Source organism: Pseudomonas sp. SC3(2021), assembly GCF_019856535.1.
Taxonomy (GTDB): Bacteria; Pseudomonadota; Gammaproteobacteria; order Pseudomonadales; family Pseudomonadaceae; genus Aquipseudomonas; species Aquipseudomonas monsensis.
The window spans coordinates 3,406,287-3,423,908 of the sequence record NZ_CP082236.1; the positions used below are offsets into that span (position 1 = coordinate 3,406,287).

17 protein-coding genes are annotated in these 17,622 nt (G+C 62.2%); 10 read left to right on the top strand and 7 right to left on the bottom strand.

Going from position 1 to position 17,622, the window contains the following annotated elements; all coding sequences use genetic code 11:
• Nucleotides 1–159: 159 nt before the first annotated feature.
• Nucleotides 160–984 carry a tRNA 2-thiocytidine(32) synthetase TtcA gene (gene ttcA, locus K5Y35_RS15170; protein ID WP_222832279.1) on the top strand — a complete coding sequence of 275 codons (825 nt, stop codon included), beginning with the start codon at nucleotides 160–162 and terminating at the stop codon, nucleotides 982–984.
• A gap of 152 nt (nucleotides 985–1,136) precedes the next feature.
• Nucleotides 1,137–1,811 (top strand): DNA-3-methyladenine glycosylase I, encoded by a 675-nt coding sequence (locus tag K5Y35_RS15175; protein ID WP_123466922.1) that lies wholly within the window; start codon nucleotides 1,137–1,139, stop codon nucleotides 1,809–1,811.
• Nucleotides 1,812–1,925: 114 nt separating this feature from the next.
• Here K5Y35_RS15175 and K5Y35_RS15180 read toward each other — a convergent pair whose 3' ends face one another.
• The 3 genes from K5Y35_RS15180 to arsC are packed head-to-tail and all read right to left on the bottom strand — an operon-like array spanning nucleotide 1,926 to nucleotide 3,300.
• A complete protein-coding gene (locus tag K5Y35_RS15180; protein WP_123466921.1) occupies nucleotides 1,926–2,351 on the bottom strand; it encodes a DUF2069 domain-containing protein in 426 nt (141 codons plus the stop codon).
• 2 nt (nucleotides 2,352–2,353) lie between these two features.
• Entirely contained in the window at nucleotides 2,354–2,950 is a 597-nt protein-coding gene (gene wrbA / locus K5Y35_RS15185) for an NAD(P)H:quinone oxidoreductase (RefSeq protein ID WP_128615318.1), read from the bottom strand.
• On the bottom strand, nucleotides 2,947–3,300 hold the full coding sequence (arsC, locus tag K5Y35_RS15190) for an arsenate reductase (glutaredoxin) (RefSeq protein WP_123466916.1): 354 nt from the start codon (nucleotides 3,298–3,300) through the stop codon (nucleotides 2,947–2,949). Before arsC ends, wrbA begins: the two co-directional genes overlap by 4 nt.
• A gap of 114 nt (nucleotides 3,301–3,414) precedes the next feature.
• Between arsC and K5Y35_RS15195 the strand changes: the two genes are divergently transcribed.
• Nucleotides 3,415–3,882, top strand: coding sequence for a TlpA family protein disulfide reductase (locus K5Y35_RS15195; protein ID WP_123466914.1), 468 nt, complete (start codon nucleotides 3,415–3,417; stop codon nucleotides 3,880–3,882).
• Between the two features lie 327 nt (nucleotides 3,883–4,209).
• On the opposite strand, the gene K5Y35_RS15200 is transcribed toward K5Y35_RS15195, so the two are convergent.
• Both K5Y35_RS15200 and K5Y35_RS15205 read right to left on the bottom strand, forming a co-directional pair.
• Nucleotides 4,210–4,614: an META domain-containing protein gene (locus tag K5Y35_RS15200; RefSeq protein ID WP_123466912.1), complete on the bottom strand. Its 405-nt coding sequence runs from the start codon at nucleotides 4,612–4,614 to the stop codon at nucleotides 4,210–4,212.
• Nucleotides 4,614–5,048 (bottom strand): hypothetical protein, encoded by a 435-nt coding sequence (locus tag K5Y35_RS15205; RefSeq protein ID WP_123466910.1) that lies wholly within the window; start codon nucleotides 5,046–5,048, stop codon nucleotides 4,614–4,616. Before K5Y35_RS15205 ends, K5Y35_RS15200 begins: the two co-directional genes overlap by 1 nt.
• 133 nt (nucleotides 5,049–5,181) lie before the next feature.
• On the opposite strand from K5Y35_RS15205, the gene K5Y35_RS15210 reads away from it, so the two are divergent.
• Entirely contained in the window at nucleotides 5,182–5,634 is a 453-nt protein-coding gene (locus K5Y35_RS15210; RefSeq protein ID WP_123466908.1) for a hypothetical protein, read from the top strand.
• A 3-nt stretch (nucleotides 5,635–5,637) separates the two neighbouring features.
• On the opposite strand, the gene K5Y35_RS15215 is transcribed toward K5Y35_RS15210, so the two are convergent.
• Both K5Y35_RS15215 and K5Y35_RS15220 read right to left on the bottom strand, forming a co-directional pair.
• Nucleotides 5,638–6,627: a 2-hydroxyacid dehydrogenase gene (locus K5Y35_RS15215; protein ID WP_123466906.1), complete on the bottom strand. Its 990-nt coding sequence runs from the start codon at nucleotides 6,625–6,627 to the stop codon at nucleotides 5,638–5,640.
• Nucleotides 6,628–6,711: 84 nt separating this feature from the next.
• Nucleotides 6,712–9,465: a response regulator gene (locus K5Y35_RS15220; protein WP_123467316.1), complete on the bottom strand. Its 2,754-nt coding sequence runs from the start codon at nucleotides 9,463–9,465 to the stop codon at nucleotides 6,712–6,714.
• 220 nt (nucleotides 9,466–9,685) lie between these two features.
• On the opposite strand from K5Y35_RS15220, the gene K5Y35_RS15225 reads away from it, so the two are divergent.
• The 6 genes from K5Y35_RS15225 (at nucleotide 9,686) to mazG (ending at nucleotide 17,619) form a co-directional block, all read left to right on the top strand.
• The gene (locus K5Y35_RS15225; protein ID WP_123466904.1) at nucleotides 9,686–10,411 is read left to right on the top strand and encodes a response regulator transcription factor; all 726 of its coding nucleotides are present in this window, start codon (nucleotides 9,686–9,688) and stop codon (nucleotides 10,409–10,411) included.
• On the top strand, nucleotides 10,398–11,822 hold the full coding sequence (locus K5Y35_RS15230) for a sensor histidine kinase (protein ID WP_222832280.1): 1,425 nt from the start codon (nucleotides 10,398–10,400) through the stop codon (nucleotides 11,820–11,822). The genes K5Y35_RS15225 and K5Y35_RS15230 overlap by 14 nt, the downstream gene beginning before the upstream one ends.
• A gap of 213 nt (nucleotides 11,823–12,035) precedes the next feature.
• Nucleotides 12,036–12,938 carry a cysteine synthase CysM gene (gene cysM / locus K5Y35_RS15235; protein WP_177490603.1) on the top strand — a complete coding sequence of 301 codons (903 nt, stop codon included), beginning with the start codon at nucleotides 12,036–12,038 and terminating at the stop codon, nucleotides 12,936–12,938.
• Nucleotides 12,938–14,311: a 23S rRNA (uracil(1939)-C(5))-methyltransferase RlmD gene (gene rlmD, locus K5Y35_RS15240; protein WP_222832281.1), complete on the top strand. Its 1,374-nt coding sequence runs from the start codon at nucleotides 12,938–12,940 to the stop codon at nucleotides 14,309–14,311. The genes cysM and rlmD overlap by 1 nt, the downstream gene beginning before the upstream one ends.
• Nucleotides 14,312–14,412: 101 nt before the next feature.
• Complete coding sequence (relA, locus tag K5Y35_RS15245) at nucleotides 14,413–16,656, top strand: GTP diphosphokinase (protein WP_123466896.1); 2,244 nt, start codon at nucleotides 14,413–14,415, stop codon at nucleotides 16,654–16,656.
• A 129-nt stretch (nucleotides 16,657–16,785) separates the two neighbouring features.
• Nucleotides 16,786–17,619: a nucleoside triphosphate pyrophosphohydrolase gene (mazG, locus tag K5Y35_RS15250; RefSeq protein WP_222834465.1), complete on the top strand. Its 834-nt coding sequence runs from the start codon at nucleotides 16,786–16,788 to the stop codon at nucleotides 17,617–17,619.
• Nucleotides 17,620–17,622 lie beyond the last annotated feature (3 nt).

The following is a 17,622-nucleotide window of genomic DNA, read 5'->3' on the forward strand; positions in this document are numbered from 1 at the left end:
ATGGTTTGACGACTGCTGCGCAGCCGATCGGGGATAAATCCCCTCGCCACAGAGGGCAATGCAGACCTCGGAAGAATGGGGCGGACTCTCGGCCCTTCGCCCCCACGGGGTTTTTGCGTAAAATGCCCGCCTTTCGTCACACCTCACGGATTTCGCGTCATGGGCACTCTTACGGTCAACCAGAACAAACTGCAAAAGCGCCTGCGCCGCCTGGCCGGCGAAGCGGTCGCCGATTTCAACATGATCGAAGACGGCGACAAGGTCATGGTCTGCCTGTCCGGAGGCAAGGACAGCTACACCATGCTCGACGTGTTGATGCACCTGCAGAAGGTTGCACCGATCAAGTTCGAGATCGTCGCGGTGAACATGGACCAGAAGCAGCCGGGTTTCCCCGAGCACGTGCTGCCGGCCTACCTGAAAGAGCTGGGCGTCGAGTACCACATCGTCGAGAAAGACACCTACTCGGTGGTCAAGGAGCTGGTGCCGGAAGGCAAGACCACCTGCTCGCTGTGCTCGCGCCTGCGTCGCGGCACGCTGTACACCTTTGCCGACGAAATCGGCGCGACCAAAATGGCCCTCGGTCACCATCGCGATGACATCGTCGAGACGTTCTTCCTCAACATGTTCTTCAACGGCACCCTCAAGGCGATGCCGCCGAAACTGCGTGCCGATGACGGCCGTAACGTGGTAATTCGCCCGCTGGCCTACTGCAACGAGAAGGACATCCAGGCCTACTCGGACTTCAAGGCTTTCCCGATCATCCCGTGCAACCTCTGCGGTTCGCAGGAAAACCTGCAGCGTCAGGTGGTCAAGGAAATGCTTCAGGACTGGGAGCGCAAGACCCCGGGTCGAACCGATAGCATCTTCCGCAGTCTGCAGAACGTGGTGCCGTCGCAACTGGCCGACCGCAATCTGTTCGACTTCACCAGCCTGAAGATCGACGAAACAGCGGCTTCGCGCTTCGTTAACGTCGTAAACCTGTAAACATACTTCAAATGTGGGAGCGAGCTTGCTCGCGAAGGCGTCGTGTCAGCCGACATCAATGTTGAATGGCATACCGCTTTCGCGAGCAAGCTCGCTCCCACAGTGTTTTGTGTTCAAAGGTAGAATTTCATTTTCAATTCCCGGGAGAGGGCATGCGCGATTACAAGTGGCTGCACGAATACTGTCTGAACCGCTTCGGTTCGGCGGCTGAACTGGAAGCCCATCTGCCCGTTCCCAAGACCGCGGCGCAATTGCGCAAGATCAGCGACGACCGCTACCTCTCGACCATGGCCCTGCGCGTGTTCCGCGCCGGGCTCAAGCACAGTCTGGTGGACGCCAAGTGGCCGGCCTTCGAGGACGTGTTCTTCAAGTTCGACCCGGAAAAAGTCGTGCTGATGAGCGCCGAGCACCTCGAACGCCTGATGCAGGACGCGCGGATCATTCGCCACCTGGGCAAGCTCAAGAGCGTGCCGCGCAATGCGCAGTTCATCCTCGATGTCGAGAAGGAGAAGGGCAGTTTCGGCGCGCTGATCGCTGACTGGCCGGTGACCGATATCGTCGGTCTGTGGACCTACCTGAAAAAGCACGGGAGTCAGCTGGGCGGGCTGTCGGCGCCACGCTTTTTGCGCATGGTCGGCAAGGATACCTTCGTGCCGAGCTACGACGTGGTCGCCGCGCTGAATGCACAAAAGATCGTCGACAAGGCCCCGACCAGCCTGCGCGATCTGGCGATTGTGCAGGAGACGTTCAACCAGTGGCATGAACAGAGTGGCGGGCGGCCGATGAGCCAGATTTCGATGATGCTCGCGTACACCGTCAATCATTAAGACCGCGTCGCTCTAATCGCTGGCAAGCCAGCTCCCACAGGGCCTGTGTTGAAACACAACTTTGTGATCGACACAGAAACCTGTGGGAGCTGGCTTGCCAGCGATAGCGGTTTGTCAGGCGACGGAGACTTCGCCTTCACCCGCCAGTTTGCGATTCAACTGATACCGCCACCGCACATACAGCAGCGCCGAACAGAACAGCGCCAGGCTGGCGACCATCTCCAACACGCCAAACAGCTGGCGGCTCGGGTCATAGGCCGCCAGTGCGCCCTTGATGAAATACAGGTTCACCACAAAGCACATCCACGAATGCCCGCGGGCGCTGCCCATGATCATCGCCGGTGCGAGAACGATCCACGGGATCAGTTCGACCAGCAGAATCACCCACGGTCGGGCGCCGTGCAGGTCGGCGAACACCAGGTAGTAAGCGGCGAGCAGCCCGGCGAGGCCGAAGAAGCACAGCAGGCTGATGATCCGCATTGCCTTGACGCGGGGTTCTAGCCACTCGACGGAGGGCAGGACTTTCGGCTTCTTCGCCACCCTCAGCCCTCCAGTTTTTGTGCGGTCTTGGCCAGGCGCAGGCCCAGCGCGCGACACAGTGCCATTTCGTGCTGATCGAGGCCTTTTTTACCGTCGGCCCCGGCGTGATGGCTGGCGCCGTAAGGCGTGCCGCCGCCCTGGGTTTCCAGCAGCGCCGACTCGCTGTACGGCAGGCCGGTGATCAGCATGCCGTGGTGCAACAGCGGCAGCATCATCGACAGCAGAGTGGTTTCCTGGCCGCCGTGCAGGCTGGCGGTGGAGGTGAACACACCGGCCGGTTTGCCCACCAGTGCACCGGTCAGCCACAGGTTGCTGGTGCCGTCGAGGAAGTACTTCAGCGGCGCGGCCATGTTGCCGAAGCGGGTCGGGCTGCCCAAGGCCAGGCCGGCGCAGTTCTTCAGGTCATCGAGGGTGGCGTAGAGCGCACCTTCGTCGGGAATGTCCGGGGCCACCGCTTCACACTCGGTGGAGATCGCCGGCACGGTGCGCAGGCGCGCTTCGAGGCCGGCCTGCTCGACACCGCGAGCAATCTGCCGGGCCATCTCGTTGGTCGAGCCGCTGCGGCTGTAATACAACACCAGAATGTACGGCGCGCTCACGGCAGCAACTCCAGGATCTGCTCCGGCGGACGACCGATCACGGCCTTGTCGCCGACTTCGAGAATCGGTCGCTCCATCAGCTTCGGATGTTCGGCGATGGCGGCGATCAATTGCGCTTCGCTGAGGTTCGTGTCGGCCAGTTGAAGCATTTTGTATTCATCTTCCCCGGTGCGCAGCAACTGGCGTGCGCTGATCCCGAGCTTGCCGAGCAGGGCCTTGATTTGCGCCGCGTTCAGCGGGGTTTCCAGGTAACGCACGACATTCGGGGTCAGGCCGCGGGCTTCGAGAAGCTCCAGTGCGCCGCGGGATTTCGAGCAGCGCGGATTGTGATAAAGCGTCAGATCGGTCATGGCGGGTCGCTTCTGGCGTAAAGTGGCGGCTATTCTAACTGTGCAGCGCGCAATCCAGAACCGTCAGAGGCGTTGGGTCGCAGGCGCATTCAATTTTTGACCAGGGAACATGACATGACACGGCGATTGGCAGCGGCATTGACGATGATCGGGGCGTTGATGCTGGGGGGCTGCGGCAATGATTACGGGATCGACCAGAACGGCCAGAAAGTCGCGTCCGAGCGTTTGGACAAACAATGGGTGGTGCTCAACTACTGGGCTGAATGGTGCGGTCCGTGTCGCACGGAAATTCCGGAACTCAATCATCTGGCTGAGGAGCTGAAAGGCAAGAACATCGGCGTGTTCGGGGTCAACTTCGACAACGTGCAGGGCGAGGATCTCAAGTCTGCCAGCGAGAAGCTGGGCATCAAGTTCACCGTGCTGGCGCAGGATCCGGCGGACCTGTTCGACGTGCCGCGCAGTGAGGCCTTGCCGGTGACCTACATCATCGACAACAAGGGCAAGGTGCGTGAGCAGTTGATGGGCGAGCAGACGGCGGCGGGGGTGATGGCGAAGCTTGAGGCGCTACAAGCGACCAAGTAACGTCAAAAGCCCCTCACCCCAGCCCTCTCCCGGAGGGAGAGGGGGCCGACCGAGGTGTCTGGCGAGCTACACCGACCTGAGAGATCGAGTCGACTGTAGATTCGCCAAAGCAAGATCCAGTCGATTATGGATTCACCAAAGGAAAATCCAGCCGATTATGGGTTCGCCAAAGCAAGGTCCAGTCGATTATGGATTCGCCAAAGCAAAATCCAGTCGATTATGGATTCGGTGAAGGCCTTTCAGGTCGGCGTACCTCTCCAATATCCCCCAATCAGTCCCCTCTCCCTCTGGGAGAGGGTTAGGGTGAGGGCTTTGGCGGCCTGAGGGTTAACCCTCTTCCAGCCACCAACGCAATGGCTTGCCTTCCGCCGGCCAGAAACGCATCTGCTCGATCGGCGAGACGTCCCAGCGTTCGACGCCTTGCAGCGCCTGCAAGAAGCGTTGTTCCTGCTCCATCAACGCGGGTGCGCAGAGTTTGCGGGTCTTGCCGATTTTGCCGAAGCTCAGCTTGTCGCCGTCGAGGGTGTACGGCGCGAACCAGTGGTTGCAGCCGCCGTTGCCATACGCACGACCATCGTCGCCGAGGGTCACGGTCAGATGGCTGTAATCCATCAATGGTCGCTCGCCGATCCACTCCAGAATGTAGCTGCGGTTCTGCTGCAACTGCACAGGCTCCGCGGCGCAGCCAACCAGGCCTGCACCGATCAGCGCAGTCAGGGCCAGGCCTTTCATCACGCGGGCTCCTGGCATTTCGGGCACAGGTGCTTGTCGCCGACGGCTTTCCAGCCCAGCTCGGCGATGCGCGCCGTGGCGGCCGGTTGCTCGGCGGCCTTGCCCAGTTTGGCGTCCACGGCGAATTCGAAGCTCAGCTCTTTGGCGCAGCTGTCGCAGTTGACCTGCCAGGTGTGAATCGCCAGTTCGCCGAACACCGGGCCCGTGGTCATCGCGGTCCATTGACCCGGCGGGTTGATCAGGTGGCGCACGGTTTCGACGGTCAGTCGCATGGACAAGTCCTTGCTGCCTTTGAGGGTCACCAACAGGGTATCGCCGATGCGGATCGAGCCACCGTTGCCGGTAACCTGATAGCGGCCGGGTACGAGGGCGCGGCATTCGGTGAGGGTGTGTTGCGGGTTCATCAGGGTGTAGCGGAAATCGTGTTCGACCATGGGTCCTCCAAATATGCGCGACATGCTAGCACGGGCTCGATTGCAGAATGGTGCACGCGTGCGACCTTCGATCCGGTTCAAATCGACCGACGCTCATGGCAAACTGCCGCCCTCGACTCTGAAGGAACGGAACATGGCGCTGATCGAATGTTATGAATGCAAGCGGAGCATCAGCTCCGAAGCCCAGGCGTGCATTCATTGCGGGGCTCCGATGGCGGAGCAACCGGTACAGGCGCACGTGCAAGCGGGGCCGGCGCAGGCATCGACAATTTCGTTCGGTAGCCTGCCGCGCAACCGGGCAGTCCCCGAGGCTGCTGCCGTGCCTCCGGTCGCCGAGCCGCTACCGAAAGTGATGCCGGCCGCCGCGGGGCGTCGCCGTCGCCAGCAAGCCGCGCAAGCGGTGGAGGCTCACGTCAATGCCGACGGCAGCCGTCCGGTGGAAGGCTGGCTGAAGATCATGGTGTTTCTGCTGCCGATGGTGTTCGTCTGGTTCCTGCTGCGCAACGGCCATTCGGCGAAACAGCGGCTGTTCGGTTTCGGCTGGCTGGGCCTGCTGATTCTGGCGTCCTCGCTCTCGCCGAAATAACCCTCAACCTTCGACCTGGTTCTGCGGCGATCCTGCCGCCCAGGTCGCGATGTTGTGCAAGGTCGTCGCCGCGATCGCGCCCAGCGCTTCATGGGTCAGAAACGCCTGATGCGCCGTGACGATCACGTTGGGAAACGTCAGCAGACGCGCCAGCACATCGTCCTGCAACGGCAGGTCGGAACGGTCCTCGAAAAACAGCTGCGCTTCCTCCTCATAGACATCCAGCCCCAGATAGCCCAGTTGACCGTCCTTCAACGCGTCGATCAGCGCCGGCGTGTCCACCAGACCGCCGCGTCCGGTGTTGATGAGCATGGCGCCCGCTTGCATGTGCGCCAGTGAGTCACGGTTGATCAAGTGCCTGCTTTGCTCGTTGAGCGGGCAGTGCAGGCTGATGATGCGTGATTGCGCGAGCAGTTCCGGCAGGCTTAGATAACGCGCGCCCAACGCCAGCACGGCGGGGTTGGGAAAGGGGTCGTAGGCCAGCAGTTCACAGCCGAAGCCATGCATGATTTTCGCGAAGGTCGCGCCGATCTGCCCGGTGCCGACCACACCGACCGTTTTACCGACCAGATCGAAACCGGTCAGGCCGTGCAGGCTGAAATCGCCTTCGCGGGTGCGGTTATAGGCACGGTGCAAACGCCGGTTGAGCGCGAGGATCAGTGCCACCGCGTGCTCGGCCACCGCATGTGGCGAGTAGGCCGGGACGCGCACCACCGACAGGCCCAGGCGTTTCGCCGCGACCAGATCGACATGGTTGTAACCGGCCGAGCGCAAGGCGATCAGCCGTGTGCCGCCGGCGGCCAGGCGTTCCAGCACCGGTGCACTGAGATCGTCATTGATAAAGGCGCAGACCACCTCGTGATGTTCGGCCAGGGCCGCCGTATCGAGGCTCAGCCGGGCTGCTTGAAAGTGCAGCTCAAGGCCGGCCGGACAGGTGGCGGCGAGAAAGCTCTCGCGGTCGTAGGTCTGGCTGCTGAAAACAATCGTGCGCATGAATTCCTCCTGGAGCAGCGTGGCCGGTCAGTGTCGACCTGCCACTACCTTAGCGTGAGCGCGCGGCATCGGCATTGTCGTGGATCAGGCGCTGATCCTCGCTTGAGCGGCGAGGCGATTGATCGCCCGCTCCAGTTCTTCCAGCGCCGCCACGGCTTTGGGGTCGCCTTGTTTGAGCAGGGTTTCGCTGCGTTGGCAGGCCGCGCGCAATTGCGGCACGCCGCAGTAACGGGTGGCGCCGTGCAAGCGATGGACGCGTTCGATCAGGGCGTTCTGGTCACGGCTTTCACACGCTGCACGAATGGCCTCGCGGTCGGCTTCCAGCGAAGCCAGGAGCATTGCCAGCATGTCTGCCGCCAGATCCGCCTTGCCCGCGGCCAGGCGCAGACCTTCTTCGTGATCGAGCACCGGCAGTTCATTGTTCGCCGCGGCGCTGTCGCTGACCCGCTCCGGTCCATGATTGCGCAGGGCCAGGCCGGTCCACTTCAGCACCACTTGCGCCAGTTGCCGCTCGCTGATCGGTTTGGTCAGGTAGTCATCCATGCCGCTTTGCAGCAGCGCACGTTTCTCGTTGGCCATGGCGTGGGCCGTGAGGGCGACGATCGGCAGCGGTGTGCAGTGCCGTTCGCTTTCCCACTGGCGGATGGCTTCGGTGCTCTGGCGTCCGTCCATGCCGGGCATCTGCACGTCCATCAACACCAGGTCGAAGGACTCGGCCTGTACCGCTTTCACCGCCGCGTAGCCGCTTTCCACCGCGAGCACCTTGGCGCCCATGTCTTCGAGCAGGGTCTGCACCAGCAGCAGGTTGGCCGGGTTGTCATCGACACACAGCACTTTCGGCGCGCGACTCGACAGCGGCTCGCCCGGCTCATTGCGCGGCTGGCGCGGGTTGGCCAGATCCGACAGCGCCCGGCGCAGCTTGCGCGTGCAGGCCGGTTTGGCCTGCAACTGGCTGTGCGGGTTCGGTACCGAGAGGTGAAACAACGTTTGCTCGGTGGTCGGGCACAGCACCAGCACTTTGCAGCCCAGGTGCTCGAGGTCCCAGACATGCTGGTTCAGGCGTTCCGGCAGCATGTCGCTGCTGGTGATGCCGAGCACCGCCAGATCAATCGCCTGATCGGTCTGGTGGGCCCCGGTGACGCCATTGGTCAGGGTTTCCAGGGTATTGAAGGTCGTGACGTCGAGGCCGCAGTCTTCCAGTTGATGCTGCAACGCCTGGCGCGCCAGTTCATGGCTTTCCAGCAAGGCGACGCGCCGTCCGAGCAGCGGCGCCGAAGGCAGGTCTTCGGCATCGTCGCGGGTTTTCGGCAAGCTCAGGCTGATCCAGAACTCCGACCCTTCGCCCGGCGTGCTGTCGACCCCGATTTCACCGCCCATCTGCTCGATCAGACGCTTGGAAATCACCAGCCCCAGGCCCGTGCCGCCGGGTTGCCGCGACAGCGAATTGTCGGCCTGGCTGAAGGCCTGAAACAACGCGCGCACGTCCTGATTCGACAGGCCGATGCCGGTGTCCTGAATGCTGATGCGCAGTTGCACGCTGTCTTCGTGTTCGTCCTCGAGCATGGCCCGGGCGACGATGGTGCCTTCGCGGGTGAACTTGATCGCGTTGCTGACCAGGTTGGTGAGGATCTGTTTGAGTCGCAGCGGGTCACCGACCAGCGACAACGGCGTGTCGCGATAGACCAGACTGACCAGTTCCAACTGCTTGGCGTGGGCGGCCGGGGCCAGAATCGTCAGGGTGTCCTGCAACAGATCGCGCAGGTTGAACGGGATATGGTCGAGCACCAGTTTGCCGGCCTCGATCTTCGAGAAATCGAGGATCTCGTTGATGATCCCGAGCAGGCTGTCGGCGGATTTTTCGATGGTGCCCAGATAGTCGAGCTGGCGCGGGGTCAGTTCGCTTTTCTGCAACAGGTGGGTGAAGCCGAGAATGCCGTTGAGCGGCGTGCGGATTTCATGGCTCATGTTGGCGAGAAATTCGGATTTGATCCGGCTCGCTTCCAGTGCTTCTTTACGCGCCAGATCCAGTTCGATGTTCTGGATTTCGATGGTTTCCAGGTTCTGGCGCACGTCTTCGGTGGCCTGATCGACGCTGTGCTGCAATTCTTCGCGGGCGTTCTGCAGGGTGCCGGCCATGCGGTTGATGCCTGAGGCCAGTTCGTCCAGCTCCTGACTGCCGAGGGGCGGCAGACGGGTTTCCAGATGGCCGTCCTTGAGTTGCGCGACGGCTTGCTTGATCTGGCCCAGCGGCCGATTGATGGTGCGGCCCATGCGCACGGCGAGCAGGGCGGCACCGGCCAGGCCGGCGGCGATCAGCAACAGGCTGGCGAACAGGCTGCGATATCCGCGCAGCAACATGCCGTTGTGCGACAACTCCAGTTCGACCCAGCCGAGCAACCGGTCGGATTCGGCTGGAATCAGTTCGCCGGCGAGGTTGCGGTGTTTGCCGAAGACCGGCATCAGGTAGCGGGTCGCGTCATTGCCACTGCGCCGTTGCAACTGCGTGCTGTCGCCGGTGGGGGCCTGATTGAGCATGGTCGGGCCGGCGTGGGCCAGCGGCGAGCGATCCGGCGCCAGAAAGGTTACCGCGCGCACGTCCGGTTGTTCGAGGGATTGGGTGGCGATGCGTTCGAGCAGGTCGTTGTTGCCATGGCCCATGGCGGGGGCGACCAGCGGCGCCAGTTGCTCGGCGATCATTTCGCCGCGCTGCATCAATTGGGTCTGCAAGTCGGACTGTTGCGTCCAGGTGAAGTAACCGCCCAGCACCAACGCCATCAGGCTGGTCGGCAACAGGGTCAGCAACAACACGCGACCTTTGATTCCCAGTTTCTTGAGCACGCCCATCTCCTGCATCCCGCTGATCCGTTGACTCATGCGTGCATCCGGCACGCGACATGGGCGCAGTGTAGCGATTTGCTCGCAGGCAATCTCCGGAAAAATGCGCGCGCCATCGGTCGCCGCGCCGGTGCGCGTTTGTCCGGCAGGTCAAGCTTGTGTTGCCCCACGCCCGGCAATCTTGAATAATCGCCGCTCAACTGAGAATGACTTGCAGATACTCATGACTCCTGTTTCCGTTGGCCAGCCGCGCATTCTTTCCATCGAAGACGATCCGGTCCTCGGCGCCTACGTTCACGAACAGCTGGGCCGCAGCGGCTTTCAGGTGACCTGGTGCCAGAACGGCCAGGAGGGCCTGAGCATCGCCCGACGCCAGCCGTTCGACGTGGTGTTGATGGACATTCTGTTGCCCGGGCTGGACGGACTGAATGTGCTGACGCAATTGCGCCAGAGCCATTCGACGCCGGTGTTACTGATGTCGGCGCTGGGCGCCGAGGCGGATCGCATCAGTGGTTTTCGCCTGGGCGCCGATGATTATTTGCCCAAGCCGTTCAGCATTGCCGAGTTGCACGTGCGCATCGAAGCGATCCTGCGACGGGTGGCCCTTGATCGGCGTCCGCCGGCGCTTGCAACGCCGTTGACCACGGGAACCCTGCGCTTTGACGACGCACAGTGCGAGGTGTTTTTCCGCGACCAGGCGGCCGGCCTGACCCGCAGCGAATTCCGCTTGCTGGAAACCCTCGAGCGCAATGACGAGGAAGTCTTGAGCAAGGCCTTCCTTTATCAGCACGTTCTGCAACGCGGCTATGCGGCACACGATCGCAGCCTCGACATGCACATCAGCCAGATCCGCCGCAAACTCAAGGCCATCGGCTACACCGAGCGGGAAGTGCGCACGGTGTGGGGCAAGGGCTACGTATTGAGTGGCCGTGCCGATGAAGCGCTCTGAATTGCCGGGGCGCCATTCGCTGTTCTGGAAACTGGCGTGTCTGCTGGTCGCGTTCTGTCTGCTGATGATCTGGCTGAGCTGGTCATGGGGCCGCTACATGGAGGAGCGCAACCAGTTTCTCTCCGATGAGGCGCGCGGCACGCTTACCCGGTATGCGGCTGAGGCCGAACGGGCCTGGCAGCGCGGTCAGCGTGACGGCATTGACAGCTGGTTGCAGAGCATGGAGTTGCGTGAGGCCGCTTGGGCTGGCGTGATCGACCGCAACTTGCAGTCGCTGAGCAGCGAACCGTTGAATGATCAGGAAGTGCAGCGCCTGACGTTTTTGCGCGGGCTTGACTGGCCAATCCACAAGCAGGGCCGACCGTGGTTGCGCGTGCCGTTTCCCCATGATCCTGCTGCCGGCAGTTTAGTGATTGAACTGCCCGAACGTTTTTTGCCGGGGAAGTACCGGGTGTTCTGGCGGGTGATCACCAACGGCGTGATCCCTGGACTGTTCACTTTATTGCTGTGCGTCGGCCTGTATCGCCTGCTGGTGGTGCCGCTGAACAACCTGCGCGAACAGGCCAACGCCTGGCGCGCCGATCAACTGAATGTGCGGCTGTCGAGCGGCATCACCCAGCGGCCGGACGAACTCGGTGAACTGGCCCGCGCCTTCGACTCGATGGCCGAGCGCCTGCAATCGACTGTCGCCTTGCAGCAACAACTGTTGCGCGATTTGTCCCATGAATTGCGCACGCCTTTGAGCCGGCTGCGTGTGGCCAGCGAAAGCGAGCAGGATCTGCGGCAACTGCGCGAACGCATCGGCCGTGAAGTCGACGGCATGCAGCGGCTGGTCGAGGACACCTTGCAATTGGCCTGGCTCGACACCGACCGCACGCCGTTGCCCGACGAGGCGATCCAGATTCAGGCCCTGTGGGAAATGCTCACGGATAACGCCTGTTATGAAAGCGGCTGGCCGAGCCTGCAATTGCAGTGTGCGGTGCCGTCGTCGTGCTGGGTGCGCGGCAACCTCAACACCTTGGCGCAGGCGTTGGAGAACATCCTGCGCAATGCCATTCGACATTCGCCCGAGGGCGGCATCGTGCGCCTCGACGGACGGCGTGACGGCGATTACTGGCATTTGTGGCTGGAGGATCAGGGCGGCGGAGTGGCGGAAGGGGATCTGGAGCGGATCTTCTCGCCGTTCACCCGCCTCGACGGCTCGCGGCCCGGAGACGGTGGATTTGGCTTGGGGTTGAGCATCGCGCGCAATGCCGTGCAGCGCCAGGGCGCAAGTATTTGGGCGGAGAACAGCGGGGCGGGGTTGCGGTTGAATTTGCGCTTGGTGGCTGATGACGGTGTTGGGCCGACTGACGCCTTCGCGAGCAGGCTCGCTCCCACAGTTGAACCCGGTTCGCCGCAGATTGTGTGACCAACGCTGATCCCCCAGGGGGAGCGAGCCTGCTCGCGAAGAGGCCGTACGCATCACCGCCCACTAAGGTGACCCACGGCAAAAGTCGCACCACTGGTGCGACTTTCAATCCCTTATTCCCATAAACCATAAGCACCGCACTTTGCGTGATATGGCCTGCGCAGGTTTGCCGGTATGATAGGCGCCCCCGCACGTCTGGATTGCGAATACGCCATGACCTTGCAGTACCCAACCATCGCCGATTGCGTCGGCAACACTCCGCTGGTTCGTTTGCAGCGCCTGCCTGGCGCCACCAGCAATACCCTTTTGCTCAAGCTCGAAGGGAACAACCCGGCGGGTTCGGTCAAGGACCGTCCGGCGCTGTCGATGATCACCCGCGCCGAGTTGCGCGGGCAGATTCACGCCGGCGACACGCTGATCGAAGCGACCTCGGGCAACACCGGGATCGCCCTGGCGATGGCCGCCGCGATCAAGGGTTACAAGATGATCCTGATCATGCCGGACAACTCCAGTGCCGAACGCAAGGCGGCGATGACCGCCTACGGTGCCGAGCTGATTCTGGTCAGCCAGGAAGAAGGCATGGAAGGCGCCCGCGACCTCGCTCAGCGCATGGAAGCCGAAGGCCGTGGCAAGGTGCTCGATCAGTTCGCCAACGGCGACAATCCTGAAGCGCACTACACCACCACCGGCCCGGAAATCTGGCGCCAGACCCAGGGCACCATCACCCATTTCGTCAGTTCGATGGGCACCACCGGGACCATCATGGGCGTGTCGCGCTACTTGAAAGAGCAGAACGACAACGTGCAGATCGTCGGTCTGCAACCGATGGAAGGCTCGGCCATTCCCGGCATCCGCCGCTGGCCGCAGGAATACCTGCCGAAGATTTATCAGGCCGACCGCGTCGACCGCATCGTCGACATGGCGCAAAGCGAGGCCGAGGACGTCACCCGTCGTCTGGCCCGCGAAGAAGGCATCTTCTGCGGCGTGTCCTCGGGCGGTGCGGTGGCAGCGATGCTGCGCCTGTCCAAAGAAGTTGAAAACGCGGTGATCGTCGCGATCATTTGCGACCGTGGTGACCGTTACCTGTCGACCGGCATTTTCGACGCGCCCAACTGATGGCCAAGCATGAGAGAGGCCTGCGCTTCCAGCCCACCGGCGGCAGCAAGGCCGCGCAAATTCCGACCGGCAAAAAGCAGCGCCTGACCATCGAGCGTCTGGCCAATGACGGTCGCGGTATCGCATTTTTCGAAGGCCGCACCTGGTTTGTCCTCGGCGCCCTCGCGGGTGAAGAGGTCGAGGCGCGGGTGCTCGGCGCCCACGGCAAAGTGGTCGAGGCGCGAACCGAGCGCGTGTTCAAGGCCAGCGAATTACGCCGCCCGGCACCCTGTCCGCACGCCGGTCGTTGCGGTGGTTGCAGCGTCCAGCATCTGCCCCACAGCGAACAGCTTGCCCTGAAACAGCGCATGCTCGCCGAGCAATTGTCGCGCGTTGCCGGTGTCGAACCTGAAGCATGGGCAGCACCGCTGACCGGACCTGAATTCGGCTATCGCCGTCGCGCCCGCATCGCCGTGCGCTGGGACATGAAGGCGAAGAAACTCGAAGTAGGTTTCCGCGCTGCCGGCAGTCAGGACATCGTCGCGATCAGCGAATGCCCGGTGCTGGTACAGCCCTTGCAACCAATCATGACCCGGTTGCCGGAGATGCTTCGTCGGTTGAGCAAACCGCAGGCGCTGGGGCATGTCGAGTTGTTCAGCGGCTCGGCGCTGGCGGTGTTGCTGCGTCATATGGCGCCGTTGTCCGAAGCGGACCTGACGATCCTCAAGGAGTTCTGCCAGTTCCATGAAGCGCAATTGTGGCTGCATGGCGAGGGCGAGCCGCAACCGGTCGATGCTTCGCAGTCGCTGGGCTATCGCCTGGAACAGTGGGATCTGGATCTGGCGTACCGCCCGGGGGATTTCATTCAGGTCAACGCCGGCGTCAACGAAGCGATGGTTGCGCAAGCGCTGGACTGGCTGAAACCCGGCAGCGACGAACGCGTGCTGGATCTGTTCTGCGGCCTCGGCAACTTTGCTTTGCCGCTGGCCAAAAGCGTGCGGGAAGTGGTGGCGGTCGAAGGTGTGCAGACCATGGTCGAGCGCGCTGCGGCGAATGCCGCTAGTAACAATTTGCATAACACAAAGTTTTTTCAAGCCGATTTATCCCAGCCTTTGAGCGATGCCGAGTGGATCGCAAACGGCTTTTCTGCGGTACTCTTGGACCCACCGCGTGACGGTGCTTTCGAGGTGGTGCGCAAGCTTGCGACCCTGGGCGCGAAGCGGTTGGTGTATGTGTCGTGCAACCCTGCAACTCTGGCGCGCGATACGGTCGAATTGATCAAACAGGGCTACCGGTTAAAACGTGCCGGGATTCTCGATATGTTTCCTCAGACGGCACATGTCGAGGCCATGGCGTTATTTGAAGCGAGCCAGGATGGCTCGTCATCCGTCTGACCTGTCCTGGCAGCGCTCGCTCGAGCCCCGCGAGCGCAAACGGGCAATGAAGGTCAGCGATTTGACGCATTGAATCTGCGTCGTAGGGAAGGTAAAGCAAGATGGTACAGGTGAGAGCACACCAGCCGATCAACACTGACGGCAGTATCAATCTCGAGGCTTGGCTCGATCACGCGGTCAGTGTCGATCTGGCACTGGATCGCGAAGCCTTGAAAGAAGCCTGCGAGTTCGCTCGCGAGGCCGAACAACAGTCCAACGCCGCGAAGAATCTGTGGTCCGAAGGCACCGGCAGTTTCAGTACCGGCCTTGAGATCGCCGAAATTCTCGCTGACCTCAAACTCGATCAGGATTCACTGGTCGCGGCGGTCCTGTACCGCGGCGTGCGCGAAGGCCAGATCGAGCTCGCGGCCGTCAGCCAGCGCTTCGGCCCGGTGGTGGCCAAACTGATCGACGGCGTGCAGCGCATGGCGGCCATCAGTGCCAGCCTCAGCCCGCGCCAGTCGATGGTGATGGGCACGCAAGGGCAGGTGGAAAACCTGCGCAAGATGCTCGTCGCGATGGTCGACGACGTGCGCGTTGCCCTGATCAAACTGGCCGAACGGACCTGCGCGATCCGTGCGGTGAAAACCGCCGACGACGAAAAACGCAACCGCGTCGCCCGGGAAGTCTTCGACATCTATGCGCCGCTCGCGCATCGCCTCGGCATCGGTCATATCAAGTGGGAACTGGAGGATTTGTCCTTCCGTTACCTGGAACCCGACCAATACAAACAGATTGCCAAGCTGCTCCATGAGCGGCGGCTGGACCGTGAGCGTTTCATCAGCGACGTGATGACCCAGCTCAAGGACGAATTGCAGGCCACCGGCGTCGACGCCGACATCAGTGGCCGGGCCAAACACATTTATTCGATCTGGCGCAAAATGCAGCGCAAGGGTCTGGAATTCAGCCAGATCTACGACGTGCGCGCGGTGCGCGTGCTGGTGCCGGAAATGCGCGACTGCTACACCGCGCTCGGCATCGTCCACACCCTGTGGCGGCACATCCCGAAAGAGTTCGACGACTACATCGCCAACCCGAAAGAGAACGGCTACCGCTCGCTGCACACCGCGGTGATCGGCCCGGAAGGCAAGGTGCTGGAAGTCCAGATCCGTACGCATTCGATGCACGAAGAAGCCGAACTCGGCGTCTGCGCGCACTGGCGCTACAAGGGCACTGACGTCAAATCCGGTTCGAACCACTACGAAGAGAAAATCTCCTGGCTGCGTCAGGTCCTCGAGTGGCACGAAGAACTGGGCGATATCGGTGGTCTGGCGGAACAGTTGCGGGTCGATATCGAGCCGGACCGGGTCTACATCTTCACCCCTGACGGTCACGCCATCGACTTGCCGAAGGGCGCAACGCCGCTGGACTTCGCCTACCGCGTGCACACCGAAATCGGCCATAACTGCCGTGGCGCGAAGATCAACGGCCGGATCGTCCCGCTCAACTACAGCCTGCAGACCGGTGAACAGGTCGAGATCATCACCAGCAAGCACGGTACGCCGAGCCGCGACTGGCTGAACCCGAACCTTGGTTACGTCACCACCTCGCGGGCGCGGGCGAAGATTGTTCACTGGTTCAAGCTGCAGGCTCGTGACCAGAACGTCGCGGCCGGTAAAACCCTGATCGAACGCGAGCTCAATCGCCTCGGTCTGCCGGCGGTGGATTTCGACAAGCTGGCCGACAAGGCCAACATGAAAACCGCCGAAGACATGTTCGCCGCCCTCGGTGCCGGCGACCTGCGTCTGGCGCAACTGGTCAACCTGGCGCAGCAACTGGTCGAGCCGGAACGCGGCAACGAACAGCTGGAGCTGATCCCGCGCAAGGCCACCGGTTACAAGCCGGGCAAGCGCGGCGATATCCAGATCCAGGGCGTCGGCAACCTGATGACGCAGATGGCCGGCTGCTGCCAGCCGCTGCCGGGCGATGCGATCGTCGGTTACATCACCCAGGGCCGCGGTGTGAGCATCCACCGTCAGGACTGTGCCTCGGTGCTGCAACTGGCCGGGCGCGAGCCGGAGCGGATCATCCAGGTCAGCTGGGGCCCGGTGCCGGTGCTCACCTATCCGGTGGACATCGTCATCCGCGCCTACGACCGTTCCGGTCTGCTGCGTGACGTCTCGCAGGTGCTGCTCAACGAGCGCATCAACGTGCTGGCGGTCAACACCCGTTCGAACAAGGAAGACAACACTGCGCTGATGTCGCTGACCATCGAGATCCCGGGGCTGGATGCGCTGGGGCGCTTGCTGGGGCGGATTTCGCAGTTGCCGAACATCATCGAGACGCGGCGTAACCGCACGCCCTGATGACCAACCCCGATCAACTGTGGGAGCTGGCTTGCCAGCGATTGCATCACCTCGATTGTCCTGATTCACCGAGGTGTCTGTATCGCTGGCAAGCCAGCTCCCACATGGTTTTGTGGTGAGAGATAAATGATGTACAGCCTTGAAGACCTGCTGCATTTGATGAGCCGTCTGCGCGACCCGCAGTACGGTTGCCCGTGGGACATCAAGCAAACCTACGCGACCATCGTCCCGCACACCCTCGAAGAAGCCTACGAAGTGGCCGACGCCATTGAGCGTGGCGACTTCGATCACCTGCAGGGCGAACTGGGCGATCTGTTGTTCCAGGTCGTCTATTACAGCCAGTTGGCCCGGGAAGAAGGGCGCTTTGAGTTCGCCGGGGTGATCGACAGCATCACCCGCAAACTGATTCGCCGTCACCCACACGTGTTCCCCACCGGTGATCTGTACGCGCCGCTGGACGTGCCGCGTCTGAGCGAGGAACAGGTCAAGCAGCGCTGGGAAGCGATCAAGGCCGAAGAGCGCGCCGAGCAATCCGTCACACCCGAACAACTGTCACTGCTCGATGACGTGCCCGCCACGCTGCCGGCCTTGTCACGTTCGGCCAAGCTGCAGAAGCGTGCCGGGCAGGTCGGTTTCGACTGGCCGGATGCCTTGCCAGTGCTGGACAAGGTGCGCGAAGAGCTCGATGAAGTTCTCGAAGCCATGTCCGAAAATGATCCCGCAGCCGTGGCTGACGAGATCGGCGACCTGCTGTTTTCCGTGGTCAATCTGGCCCGGCACCTGAAGGTCGATCCGGAAACGGCGTTGCGTGGCGCCAACGCCAAGTTCGAACGACGTTTCCGATTTATCGAACAGGCATTGCGCGACACCCACCGTCCCATGGAAGATTGCACCCTCGAAGAGTTGGACGCCCTGTGGGGCGAAGCCAAACGCCAGGAAAAGAATGTGCCCAGCTGCGGCTGAGCA